At 38.6% G+C, this 14,671-nt stretch carries 4 protein-coding genes; all 4 read left to right on the forward strand.

Annotated elements, in window-relative coordinates; all coding sequences use genetic code 11:
• Positions 1–130 precede the first annotated feature (130 nt).
• Positions 131–5,389, forward strand: coding sequence for a sugar-binding protein (locus LK994_RS10645; protein WP_229760060.1), 5,259 nt, complete (start codon positions 131–133; stop codon positions 5,387–5,389).
• A gap of 43 nt (positions 5,390–5,432) precedes the next feature.
• Positions 5,433–6,332, forward strand: a complete 900-nt coding sequence (locus LK994_RS10650) for a PorP/SprF family type IX secretion system membrane protein (RefSeq protein ID WP_229760061.1) — start codon at positions 5,433–5,435, stop codon at positions 6,330–6,332.
• Between the two features lie 68 nt (positions 6,333–6,400).
• Positions 6,401–7,441 carry a PorP/SprF family type IX secretion system membrane protein gene (locus LK994_RS10655; RefSeq protein ID WP_229760062.1) on the forward strand — a complete coding sequence of 347 codons (1,041 nt, stop codon included), beginning with the start codon at positions 6,401–6,403 and terminating at the stop codon, positions 7,439–7,441.
• A 478-nt stretch (positions 7,442–7,919) separates the two neighbouring features.
• The gene (locus LK994_RS10660; protein WP_229760063.1) at positions 7,920–14,315 is read left to right on the forward strand and encodes a beta strand repeat-containing protein; all 6,396 of its coding nucleotides are present in this window, start codon (positions 7,920–7,922) and stop codon (positions 14,313–14,315) included.
• Positions 14,316–14,671 lie beyond the last annotated feature (356 nt).

The following is a 14,671-nucleotide window of genomic DNA, read 5'->3' on the forward strand; positions in this document are numbered from 1 at the left end:
TGCTGATATTTTATTTTAAGCCTTTTTAGTACAATATCCATAAGACCATTTTAAACGTTTGCCAAGCACCTAGATAAATGCTTATCAAATAATTGTTTATGTTAAAAGCAATAAATAAATGCCATTTTTTATGAAAGGAACTACATTTCCCAAAACGTCTCTTTTTTCTTCAACGACAAAACGCATCACTAAAAAATTTTTATTGACATTTCTTGGATTTGCGGCAACATGCTTGAGTCAGGCTGCAACGATATTTTCAAATAATGTTACTGGAAACTGGAGTTCACCGGCAAGTTGGAGCACAAATACTGTACCCGGAGTTGGGGATATTGCCATTATTGGACAGGGTACTATCACTGTTGATATTGTTACAACAGCCGGAGCTGTTCAAATTAGCGGCGGTACGCTTAAACTCAATGCCGCTTTAACAGTAACAAATGGTTGGGAATATAATTCCGGAACCTTTACGCCTAATACACAGACGGTTATTTTTGGTACGGGCGGAAGTATTGGAGGTACTCTGGCTACAACATTTTACAATCTAACTATTAATACTACCAACAACAGTGATATTGTTCCTTTGAACAAATCAGGAATTGTGATAGCTAATAATGGAACGCTGGCTATTACAAAAGGGATATTTAAAGTTGGTGCCGGTAATGTGATCAACATGGGGACTAATGGAAGTACAAACATTACAGTAGCCGGAGGAACAACTGGTAATTTTGCGAATGCAGCTGACGGTAGCGGACTAAATACTGATGCCGACGGTGGTACCATCAATCAGGTACCTACAAGTGGAAGCTCCATTGCAATAACAGGTGCGGCTGTTTTATATAATGTTTGGTGTGGCGGCGGAGCTAATGGTAATTTTAAATTGGATTTTAAAAGTACAGGGGCACGTATAAACGGAACCTTGACCATAGGTTCAAATGGAGGAAATCAGTTTCAATGTATAACTAACTCTCCGGCATGGGGACCCAATTCTTTGTTATATATTAATAATAACGGTCAACAGTATTCGCCGGGAGGTGGCACTCATTTAGAGTGGGTAGGAATGGCTTCGGGTACGATCGGTACAACTCCTGGATATCCAAACAATGTTACCTTAATGAATTGTGGTACTTCCGCTTCCAATTATAATGGCAATCAATATGGTGTTAAATTATCCGGTTCCTGGAGTATGGAAGGAATTTTCAGAGTGGGAACACCATCTTCTTCTTGTTTAATAGATATGAATAACGGAGGTAGTGGTGTAAATAATTTTTCGTGTGGTGGTATTATCATAGATAATGGCTCAAAAGTAGCAGGCCCGGGCTTAACGGGTAGTTTTCAGGTAAAAGGAAACTGGTTAAGAACAGGAGGGACAATAGGTACTTACATTAATAATAATGGTACTGTAACTTTTAATGGTAACGGAACATCAGTGTCTCCGCAAGCAATTGGTATTGCAACAGGAACAGAAACGTCTATTGCAAACATTGTAATCAATAATGGCACATATGTAAAATTGAATAGTGCTGTTACATTACCTGCTTTGGGTATCTTGTCATTAACTTCTGGTATTTTAGAAACAAGTGCAGCGAATATACTCAATATTACAAATCCTGCTATTACTGGTATTACAGGAACTGGATCTGCTACAAATTATATTAACGGACCAATCAAATGGTCGTTGTTAACTGGAACTAACACTTATGTATATCCGATGGGAGCAGGAACAGCTTACCTGCCTATAACAATTAATTGTACAAATGCACAATCAAATAATGTTGCGACAGTGCAGGCCTTTAACACCGGATCGGGTGGCACAACAGATGGAACATTGTCTTCTCTTAGTACAACAGAATACTGGTCATTCTCAACAGTATCAAATATTACTTCAGGTACTGTAGTTTCTGTTACCAGGCCAACAGCTATTGCGCCTTTGGCTTATATCGCAAAAAGTAACAGCGCCGCTGGCATATATACTTCTATAGGTGGTACAACAGGAACATTTGGCGTTACTAATTCAAATGATATTGGGGCAACATCACCATGGTTCTTTACTTTAGGGGCACCTCCAATTGTGTCTACATTAACACCTACTTCGATAACAACAACAGGTGCAACATTGCAAGGTGCTTTTAATACACAAGGTAGTTCACATAATACAAGCTTCACATACGGAACTAATACAAGTTCGGGTTTAGGCACACCAGCTACAATACATAGTCCGATCAACAGTAATACATCAGTACTTGATTCTGCAATAATAACAGGGTTAACTGCAAATACATTATACACATTCAAAGCTACCGATGGTGTAAATAGTGGAAGTGATGTTACTTTTATTACATCACCTAATCCTCCAACGGTGGGTGTTGGTACAGCTCCTACGGCTAATGGCTTTACTGCTAATTGGACAGCGCCTTCAGTTTTGGGCACAGCTGCGTATACATATACTGTAAGAGTATCAACTGATCCGACTTTTGCAACTGGTGTTACTACACAAACAGGAATTGCATCTGGTAATACCTCATATACGTTTACAAATTTATCTACTGCTACTGTATATTATTACGAGGTAGCAACTGTCAATACAAGTGGACCATCTGTGTGGTCTGCAACCAGTAATGCAATTGCCACAAATGTTATCGCAAGTCCTCCTTGTAATAATAATACCAGCAATGATGGAGCAACAACATTTACCAATGCTGCACCAGTAATTGATGGAACAATTGATGCAGTATGGACAAATGCACCATCGAATTCTATCAATGTGGTTACACTTGGTAACAATAATAATACACAAAACTGGAGATCATTATGGACCGGAGATTCTCTTTATCTGTTAGTTCAGGTAACAGACGCATCACTCATATCACAAGGAGCCGGTCTTCAGGGAAGTTTTGTTATTCCGGGAATACCACAAAGTGTAAGTGGAAATTATTATGAAGCAGATGGAATTGAATTTTATTTAGATGCTGATTATAGTAACGGAAATAATTATGATGGAGTGAACGATGTTCAGCTGCGTTTCAATTTGGGGTCTACAGCTATAAGTGGACAATCTGCTGGTGGAGTAAATCAGTTTGTAGGTGCTGCTTTTCAACGAATAGCTCCTTTGATCAACTGGAAAATGCAGGTTGTTTCCGGAGGATATTTGTTGGAAGCCGCAATTCCATGGGGTAAAGATGCAGCACATCCTGGCGCATTCTTATATCCTAATAACACATATGGTACACCAACCAGCGGACAGACTATTGGGATTGATGTAAACATAAATGATCAGGATAATACCGGCGGTGGTCGTCAGGCGCAAATACAATGGTTCAATAGTAGTACAGATGCTTATCTGCATCCGAATGTATTTTCAAATGCAGGCTTACAGGTTTGTCCGGTTGCACCTGTTGTAACTACACCTACAAAAACTTCTATTACTGCAACGTCTGCAGTATTGGGAGCAACAGTAGTATCATCAGGTAAAGATGCATTGTTAAATGTTTCTCCATTAACATCAAAAGGTACAGCGTATAATACCACTAAGCCGGTGATTTCTAATGCACAGGCAGAAGGAACTACTGCAATCGGAGTGTATACTACAACACGTACTGGTCTTACTCCTCAAACAAAATATTATTATGAAGGATATGCAAATAATGCTGCAGGTTTAACAGGGGTTAGTGAGATAGATAGTTTTTATACTTTGTCTGCATTGCCAACAGTGCAACCGGTGCTTACAGCAACTAACTGTTCAGCAATAACTTTAAATTGGAATGCGATTACTTTCCCTCCGGTTAATGAAGCAACTCAAACAGGATACCTTCTTTTACGCAGACAAGATGGAGCAAATCCAACAGCAACAGGGATAGCTACAAGAGTGGCAACAAAGCAAGCTGATCTACCGGTTGGTACAACATTGTTGGCTACAATAAATAGCGGAGCTACAATTACCTATACAGATGCTACTGCAGTATCAGGAACAACGTATAAATATTTATTAGTTCCCTTTACATGGGATGGAGTTATTACAGACTCTACATTCAATTATTTTGTAAATGAAGCTCCGACAGTAACAGTAACAATCAGTACACCTGTTACACCAACATTTAATCCGGTTCCGGCAATTTGTAGTGGCGCTACTTTAGATCCATTGCCTACTATCTCAACAAATAATATTACTGGTACATGGTCACCAGCCTTGGATAACCAAAATACAAGAGTGTATACTTTTGCACCGGCTGCTAACCAATGTGCTACCAGTACTACATTGACCATTACCGTTAATCAGGGTGTTACACCAACTTTTAATCCTGTTGCGGCTATTTGCACCGGAAGTAATTTAAATGCTTTACCAACAACTTCAACAAACAATATCATTGGTACATGGTCGCCGGCTCTGGATAATCAGAACACCAAAGAGTATACTTTTACCCCTTCGCCAAACCAATGTGCAGGTATAGCTAAATTAACCATCACAGTTAATCAGCCTGTTGTGCCAACATTTAATCCTGTTGCAGCAATTTGCGCTGGTAGCAATTTAAATGCTTTACCTACAACCTCTACCAATAATATCAGTGGTACATGGTCACCAGCGCTGGATAATCAAAATACCAGGGAGTATACATTCACTCCTTCGGCAAACCAGTGTGCTACTACAGCTAAATTAACTATCACCGTTAATCAGCCTGTTGTGCCAACGTTCAATGCTGTTGCACCGATCTGTTCGGGTGGTAATTTAAATGCATTACCAACGACATCAACCAACAACATCAGTGGTACATGGTCGCCTGCTCTGGATAATCAAAACACCAAAGAGTATACTTTTACACCTTCGGCAAATCAGTGTGCTTCTGTTGCTAAATTAACCATAACTGTAATTCCTCTTCCGGTAGTAAATGCTTCAGCTGATCCGATATCACCAACGCAAGGAGCAACAGTAACGTTGACGGGTACAAGTAGTGTAGAAGGAATTTATGCATGGACTTCTTCTCCATCAACTTCGATAGCTTCATCCGGTTCGCTGACTGCTACGTCTAACCCTACAGAGGATACCAGGTATACACTAACGGTGACCAATGAGGGAGGTTGTACAGCAAGTGATGATGTGTTGGTTACAATTACTCCCGAAGATTGTATGAATGTTCCTAATGTGTTTACGCCTAACAACGATGGGTATTATGATGTTTGGGTAATATTCAAAGGTCAGTGCTACAAGCAGGTTACATTAGATGTTTACAACAGATGGGGTGGGCAAGTGTATCATTCAGATAATTATGATAATAAATGGAACGGGACCTATAAAGGCAATACACTGCCCGATGCAACCTATTATTATGTTATAAAAGCTACATCAGCAAATGGACATACTAAACAGTTTACAGGGAACGTAACAATAATGAGATAATTATTTAAAAGATATTTTAAGAAAATCACTTTAAAAAATTTGTATGAAACTTAAAAAAATATTTTCTGTATTAATGCTTAGCAGTTGTTTTGCGAATGCAGGGGCACAACAGGTTTTTAAAATAAGTCAATTTACTCAGCATAATTATTTATTCAATCCTGCGGCGGCAGGTGCTAATGATATTGCGTCTGTGGGGGTTACTTACAGAAAAATGTGGTCGGGAATTACAGGCGGACCACAAACAGTTTTGTTATTTGCTGACAAATATTTTGCGAAAAAGAATACAGGCGTTGGTTTCTTTTTGTATGATGACAAAACTGGACCAACAAGTCGTACAGGTGGGGAGTTGAATTTATCCTACAGTGTAAAATTAGGAAGCGATAGCAAGAGATTGATGCTTGGTCTGGCCGGCGAAGTGCTACAATACAAGATCGATAAAGCAGCCATGCAAAATTATATTCCTGACGATCCCTTATTAGCGAGCTCTGGTTCTACTATTAAAGGAGATGCAGCTGCAGGTATATACTATAAATCACCTACATTAAATCTGGGTGTTTCTATAAAAAATATATTACAATCTAAGCTGGAGTTCATCAAAGGTTCCACCAATCCTTCAGGAAAATTATACAGACATTATTATTTTATGGGAAGTTATAACTGGAAAGTTGATGAAGATAATGTGATTGTTCCTAATGCATTGGTGCAATATCTGCCTAATGCTCCTGTAGATGTGCAGGCCGGAGTTAGATTAGAGCATAAAGACCTGCTGTGGGTAGGAGGTAATTATACCTATAAACAATCGTACAGTCTTTTTGCAGGCGTTAAGATCAATCACAAATTAGCGATAGGGTATGGATATGATCAATATAATACACCACTAAGTATTTTCGATAATGGTGGAGATGCTCATGAGATCATGATCAGGTATTTCTTTTTGAAATAAAAAGATAAACTGCAGTTTATTATTTAGAATAAGAGTTGTTCATTACCGTTAGGTATAAAAAAATGAAGATGCTTACTATAAGATTTTTTCGATTATTGCCGCTTTTTTTGTTGATCAATGTATTAGCATTTGCTCAGCAAAAGCCCCATTATACGCAGTATATTCTGAATAATTATATTTTGAATCCTGCATTATCAGGCATAGAAAATTATGTTGATGTAAAATTTAGTCATAGACATCAATGGGTAGGATTACAGGATGCACCTGTCACTACATACTTTACTATTCAGGGGCCGATAGGTAAGAAGGATTACAAGACAAATGCAACTACGCTTTTTGAAGTGCCCGGAGACAATCCAAGAGGTAATGATTATTGGCAGAACTATGAGGCCTCGGCTCCACATCATGGAATTGGAATGCAAATAATTAATGACAGAACGGGTGCCTTTAATAATTTTTCTGCTTTTGCTACATACGCTTATCATATGGGCGTGGGCAAAAAAACGAATTTGTCTGCCGGTATTGGATTAGGGGTAAGTAAACTAAGTTTAGATCCTGGCAAGTTAAATTTCGGCACATCACAACCAAATGATCCTTCTGTTTTCGGAAATGACGAGATAAGTGCTTCCAGGATGGATATGAATGCAGGACTATGGCTTTATTCAGATAAATATTTTGTAGGACTTGCAGCTAATCAACTCATTCCGCATAAATTGGATTTTTCTGACGGACAACTAATTGTTACTGAAAAAGGGAAAATGGTTCCTCACATATTTGCTACAGCAGGGTATCGTTTATTGTTAAATGAGGATATCAATCTTATCCCGTCCGTAATGGTGAAATCGATAGGGTCATTACCTATACAATTGGATATAAATGCAAAGGCTCAGTTCAGAGACTTTCTTTTAATAGGAGCCAGCTATAGAGCTAAATACGGATTTGCAGGAATGGCGGGGATCAACATATTAAGTGGTTTAACCATTTCCTATTCTTATGATTATTCTACGACGCAGATAAATACAGTAAGTCAAGGTACCCATGAAGTAGTGCTTGGCTTTATTATCGGCAACAAATACAATAGTGATACCTGCCCAAAAAATGTTTGGTAGAACTTCTCCACAGTAAAGACTTTTTATTATGATCAGAGCCATTTTTAAAATGACTTTGAAATTATAAAACATTGGGTTTAGATTGTAAGTTTTGTATTAAATGGCAACGATTGCGTACGTAAAATAAAGAATTTGACTAGTAAAATATTTATATATTATTTATTGTAATGTTTTTATAAAACATTGATTATTAAGTACAATGAATAATTAAAATGGGGCTTTACTAAGTATTTACTATATCCGATTTATATATTTTGTTGGGGGTGTAGTGACAATGTACTTTTAATTTAAGCAGAATCAGGTTCTTTTTAAAAGAATTTGTTCTTAAAAATAACGAATCAATTGCTGTCAAAATGAAGAAAAATTCTACTTTAAAAGTAAGAAGTACCGCCGTTTATTGCCACAAATTACATGTCTGTCATATGGTACAAAATGCCATTACTTTTCTTTCATCCATACAAATTGAATTATTATAGTGATGAACATTTGTAAGGCAAATAATGGACTATCTATAAACAGAAATGTAAAAAAACTGCTATTTACTTTTTTGACTTTTTTTGCATTGATTAATGTTTATGCTGCAAATATCAGTTCAAATGCTGTTACGGGTAACTGGAATTCTACGGCTTCATGGGCGGGTGGGGTGATACCGGCAGCTGGGGATAATGTTACCATTGTAAGTGGTGCAAATATTACTGTGTCGGTGGCAATTACTCAAACCGGAACAATTACAGTTAACTCGGGAGGGACGTTAACCTTAGGAGCTACATTAACGAGTAATGGCAGTAGCATTACGATTAATGGAACATTAAACTGTGGCGCAAATATCATCAACGGTAGCAGCAATTTTACTTTATCAAGTGCCAATACCGCCATATTAATGATTGGTAGCCCTAATGGTATTACTACTACCGGAACAGCTTCTGGTAGTATTCAAAATTCTGGGGCCACCCGATCTTTTGGAGCAAGTGCGGCTTATGTGTATAATGGTACAGCCAATCAGGTTACAGGAAACGGTTTGCCGGCTTCGATCGGTGCTTTGGTAATTAATAATTCAGGCGCAGCTTCTAACAACATAGTAACCTTAACAACAAGCCCTCTGGAAATTAAAGCCAATCCGGCAGCCGGCTCTCTTACTTTAACACAAGGTATTTTCAAAATAGGAGCAGGGAATACACTCAACTTTAATAACAACAGTAGTACAAATTCTCTTGCAAATAATGGAGGAGATCTTGCCACAACAGGAACCAATGGTGCAGATGGTGGTAAAATAGTTTTACTGAATGGTAGTGGAGCAAATTTTACAATATCCGGTTCAAGTACAGTTCATTTCTATGATCTTTCTTTCGGTACTGCGGTTGGTGGAGGAAATAGAAATGTGGTTCAAAGTACAGCAAATACTGTTATCATCAATGGTACTTTAACAATGCAGGATAATCAGTCTAAATGGTCGACCAATTCTCCCGCTTATGGTTCAAACGCTACTTTATTTGTAAATAATAACGGACAAGGATATACGCCGGGGGCAGGCCAAAGATTAGAGTGGATGGCAATGTCGTCTGGAACAATTGGAACAACTGCCGGTTATCCGAATAATGTTACATTGGTAAATATGGGGACCTCACAAAATAATGGGTGTGGTTTTGGTCCTTCCGGTACCTGGTGTATTAATGGAACGTTGTCGGTTGGGGATGGTACAACGGCAGGGATGGCTACTTTACAATCAATGACAGCATTTACTTGTGGAGGGATAACAATTGATAATAATTCAACACTGAAGCATGCTTCTGAAACTTTTACTGTAAAAGGAAATTGGCGTCAGCAAGGCACAACAGTAGGTGTCTTTTCACCTACATCAACGAGTTCTTCTGCAATTATTTTTGGTGGCAGCGGAACATCGGTCTCTCCGCAAACAATTAGTATTTCATCAGGAACTGTATTGTTTGGAACAGGGGCTAATTTTTCAGATGTTACAATCAATAATGGTACCTATGTAAAATTAAACAGCCCTGCAACAATCTTCAGTACAAAAAAACTTACCCTTACATCTGGTATTTTGGAAACAAGTTCAACCAATATACTCAGTATCACTAATACAGCTACTACAGGTATTTCGGGAACAGGGTCAAGTACTAATTTTATCAATGGTCCTGTCAAATGGAGTTTACTTAACAGTGGCACCAATACCTATACTTTTCCTGTAGGATCAGGGACTACTTATTTACCTTTAGTTTTAAGTTCAAAAAATACTGCTGCAGGTAATGTTGCCACTGTAACTGCTTTTGCAACAAATTCTTTAGGTAGTGCGGATGGAACTACACTTACATCAATCAGCAATACTGAGTATTGGTCGATGACTACTTCTGCCGGTTTAGGAACAACAGGAAGCTCAATTTCTATTTCAAGACAAACAGCTATTTCTCCATTAGATGCAATAGGAAAAAGTACATCAGCTAATGGAATATATTCATCATTGGCAGGGTCAGCAGGTACTTATGGAGTAACAGGCTCAAACGATATAGGAACAGCATCGCCATGGTTTTTTGTATTGGCTAAAATTATTCCGCCGCCGCCTACTGTCACTACTGTTGCAGCTTCATCAATTGGTACAACTTCGGCTACATTAAATGCTACGATAAATGCTTATGGACAATCAACAGCAACATCTTTTGAATATGGTACCACAGTTAGTTACGGAAGTTCTGTTACCGGTTCGCCTGCTACAGTAACCGGTACGGGCAATACCAGCGTTACCGGGGCAATAAGCGGATTGATCCCAAATACGTTGTATGATTTCAGAGCGAATGGTGTATATGGTTCCAGCATCACTGTTAATGGAAGTAATCTTACTTTTACTACCTTATCAAATGCACCAACGGTTGGTATGGTAAGTGCTATTACCACAACAGGTTTTACTGCTAATTGGACAGCACCTACAGGGCAAGGTAGCGAAGCATTTACTTATACGATCCAGGTATCTACTGATCCAACATTTGCAACTGGCAATACGACTGTAACAGGCATTTCTTCTGGAACGCTTACTTATGCCTTCACCGGGTCATCAGCAACAACATACTATTATCATGTGTTAATAGTCAATGCTGGAGGGTCTTCAGCCTGGTCAGCTACAAGTGCAGCAGTAACAACAACTTTTACTGTAGGGCCTAGTTGTTCAAATGGTACAGGTGCATCTAATTCTCCTTCAACAATAAAATTCACTTCATCAAACCCCGCAATAGATGGAGGGGTAGATGCATTGTGGTCAAATGCCCCGGCTAACAATATTTCACAAAGCACTGTGGGGTCGTATACCACTACTAACGGTACTTCTACCTGGAAGGCTTTGTATACTGCAGATACTTTGTATATGTTGGTTCAAATAACTGATGCTAATCTTTGGAGCACCAATACAACTGTACCCGGAGATACCTGGAGATCTGACGGGATAGAAATTTATCTAGATGGAAATAATAGCAAAGGAACCAGTTATGATAATTATAATGATGTACAGATAAGGATAAACTGGGGTACCGGAACAGTGTCTGGTGTTGGTACCCCTACGCCCACATCAATCCCTATTAATTATCGGATCCCTACTGTTACCGGTGGTTATCTTTTGGAAATTGCTATACCATGGACTGGCATAGTTACAACAGGTATCGCTGATGGTAAACAAATAGGGTTGGACGTTGAAGTTAATGACAATGACAATGGAGTTGATCGTACCTCACAAGGCGGATGGTATACGTCGAATAGCCAGGCATTTAATAATGCCAGCCTGTTTGGTACAGCAGGTTTAACACTATGTCAGGTGCCTGTGGTTATTAATCCAACTGCGACAAATATCACAGCCAGTTCTGCAGATCTTGGCGCAACTGTTTCAGTAGCAAATGGAACGTTGGTTTCGGGTGGTCATGGTACTGCATACAATACCTCAACAGGAGTTACTTCTCAGAATGCATCTGGAATAAGTGGTACAGCCGTTGTTGGTACACCATTTTCACATACGGTTTCTGGGTTGAGTCCACAAACATATTATTACTATGTTGGTTATGCCACCAATCAGTCGGGAACAGGAATAAGTACAGAAGGGGCATTCTGGTCATTATCAAATCCTCCTACGGCGCAACCTGCTTTCACAACGGCATCGGCTACGTGCAGTTCTGTAACATTGAATTGGAATACAGCTACCTTTCCCGTTTCGGGAGCAACTGCAACAGGATATATTTTGCTGCGTAAGCAAGGAGCTAGCCCAACAACTTCAGGTATTGTAAATGCAACAGCTCCGGGAAATTTTTCTTTGCCATCTGGAACAACTTTAGTTACTGTCATTACAAGTGGCAGCACACTTACTTATACCAATACATCTCTTACAGCTGGAACTACTTATAGCTTTTTATTGGTTCCATTTACATGGGATAATGTACATGATTCTACACGTAATTATTTAACTAATTCAACTCCGCCTTCGCAATCGATCACATTGAGTACTTCAGGCACATGGCTTGGAGTAAATACCAATTGGAATGATAGTCAGAACTGGTGCAATGGAGTTCCTACTTCTGCTGATGATGTGGTAGTGCCAGATTATGGAGTGGGGGGTATCTATCCAATAATTACTTCAGGTGTAGCTGCCACCTGTAAGAATTATAATATGGCAGTTAACGCGTCTGTAACCATAGATAGTGGAGGCTCATTAGCGATTAGTGGTACTTATACAAGCAATGGTACACTGATCAATAATGGAGATGTCCTGCTGAACAGTAGCAGTGTTGCTCAGAGTTTTCCTGGTGCAACCGGTTCCATAACGGCAATGAATAACCTAACTGTAAATAATACATCTGGTTTAGGAGTTACGTTTGATAAGGACTTTTTCATTACAGGGGCACTTACACCAACAGCTGGTAACATTGATGTAAATAATGCATTGGTAACATTGATCTCTACAGCCACTGCTACGGCCCGGGTGGGCATTGTAGCCAGTAATATTAACTATACAGGGACAGGACAGTTTTGCATAGAAAGATATTTGCCTATGTTGACTTCCTCTTCAGGCAGAAGATGGCGTTTGCTGGGAGTGCCGATTAGTAGTATAAATGCACCTACCATCAACGCAGCATGGCAGGAAGGAGCAACTCCAACGCCTACCACTACAAGTGCTACGTCGGGAGTAAGTATCTACAATCCAAAGCCGGGATATGGTACACATATTACTAATGGGACAGGTAGCTCAAATAATGCAAATGGTTTTGATGCAGGCTCTACATCTAATCCATCTATTTATAAGATGGACCCGGGTACCGGAACATGGACAGTTCCTTCATCAACCGGAGTGACGATTACTAACAATAAGGCGTACATGATTTTTGTTAGAGGAGACAGAAGTATCCAGGTTTCTAATCAATACATCAATACTACGGGAGGAAATAATATGCGGATAAAAGGGCGTATTAATACGGGTAATGATACGGTAGGAATTACCGGAGCCGGAAAATATGTTGTGAGTAATCCTTATCCGTCTGCTATCAGTTTTAATAATATAGATTTTATGGGATTGACACCAGGCGTTACTTCAGGTGTTGAATATTATATGTGGGATCCGAAATTATTAGGTAGTAAAAATGTGGGAGGGTTTGTAACATTTAGTAGTGCTGGTGGGGGAACCTACACCAAAGTTCCTTACACTGCATATCCGGGAGGAAGCACGGGGATCAGTGCATACAGCAATACTGGTATTATAGAATCCGGAGGAGCATTCATGATTGAATCTGCCGGAGCAGGTAGTATTATCTTTCATGAAACAGATAAAATAACAGCTAATTCAACAGTAGGTATAGCCAGCAGACCTTTGCCGCAAAGCAGACCGCAAAATCAACCATCAGAATTTTATATCAATTTGTTATACAAAGATGGGCAAGACAGCAGCATATTAGCAGATGGCGTGGCAGCTACATTCAGTAATAACTATCATAATGAAGTAGATGAACAAGATGCACCTAAAATGCAAACATTCCAAACAAAAGAAAAGATAAGTTTAGTAAGAGATAATAATATTTTGGCTATCGAGCGAAGAGCTGCGATCACAATGGAGGATACTATCTTTTTGCAATTGATCAAACTTGATTTTAATTACAGATATCAGTTGCATCTATTTGGGAAAGACTTTGCTGCTGATCTTGATGCATTTCTTATTGATAAATATTTGCAACAGGTGTTTCCATTGACCACATCAGGGTTAACCAGGCATGATTTTGAAACAAATGGAGATGCAAATAGTCTTGCGGCTGATAGGTTTATGGTTGTCTTTAAATTAAAAGCCGGAGCTCCACTTCCGGTTAAGTTTATTGATGTAAACGCCTGGCAGAATACTGAAACAATCAATGTTCAGTGGAACGTAGCAGAAGATAGAGTGAAGGAATACCAAATTGAAAGATCAATTGATGGAATTCATTTTGTACAGGTAGGAATCGTTGCTGCCAGCGGTAAAAGTACTTATAACTGGATAGACGAACAGGCGAATGCAGGGGTGAATTATTATCGCATAATCAGTATAGGGAATGCAGCAGATAGATCATACAGCAAAGTGGTGAGTGTGAGATTAACGATAAATAAAAATATGTCCGTTGTTATTTATCCTAATCCTATAAAAAATAATCAGATCAATTTGTATTTGAAAAATATGTTGGAGGGGGAATATAATGTTAGGGTACTAAATTCAGTCGGACAATTAATGACGAAAGATGCGATTATCATCAAAAATGCGGATCTGTTACATCAAACAATAGGGATAAAAAAAGTGATGGTGAAAAGTGTCTACTATCTTGAAATTACTGGTCCTGGTAATTTCAAAAAAATGATAGAAATAAAGAACTAAAGGCTGAGTTTGAAATAGATGTCTATTAAAATGGTGTGTATAAGTTGTTTTATAATATAAATTAATATTATCTATTCAATATATATAAATTATTGCAATATAAATGCATCTATTTGATTTGCAATAACATGTATTTAAAATATGTATAAGTTGTAGAATATTTTTTATATGAATAGTATATATTTTGTTTAGGGTGGTACATAAAATTATTTTTAGTTTTTAGGAACCCCTTCCTTTTAACGAACGATTGTTTTTTGACCAATAGAAAAGAAAAGGATGCTTTTGGGCATTTTATTTTCTTGTTTTATTAGTCCTTCTAAAGCCAATACTTACTTGAATCGCCGAAAACCCGGGTA

Source organism: Ferruginibacter lapsinanis, from assembly GCF_020783315.1.
Lineage (GTDB): Bacteria > Bacteroidota > Bacteroidia > Chitinophagales > Chitinophagaceae > Ferruginibacter > Ferruginibacter lapsinanis.

What these genes read in the sequence shown, in the direction of transcription:
- LK994_RS10645 (WP_229760060.1), top strand. Translation starts at nt 131, where the DNA reads ATGAAAGGAACTACATTTCCCAAAACGTCTCTTTTTTCTTCAACGACA.
- LK994_RS10650 (WP_229760061.1), top strand. Translation starts at nt 5,433, where the DNA reads ATGAAACTTAAAAAAATATTTTCTGTATTAATGCTTAGCAGTTGTTTT.
- LK994_RS10655 (WP_229760062.1), top strand. Translation starts at nt 6,401, where the DNA reads ATGCTTACTATAAGATTTTTTCGATTATTGCCGCTTTTTTTGTTGATC.
- LK994_RS10660 (WP_229760063.1), top strand. Translation starts at nt 7,920, where the DNA reads ATGAACATTTGTAAGGCAAATAATGGACTATCTATAAACAGAAATGTA.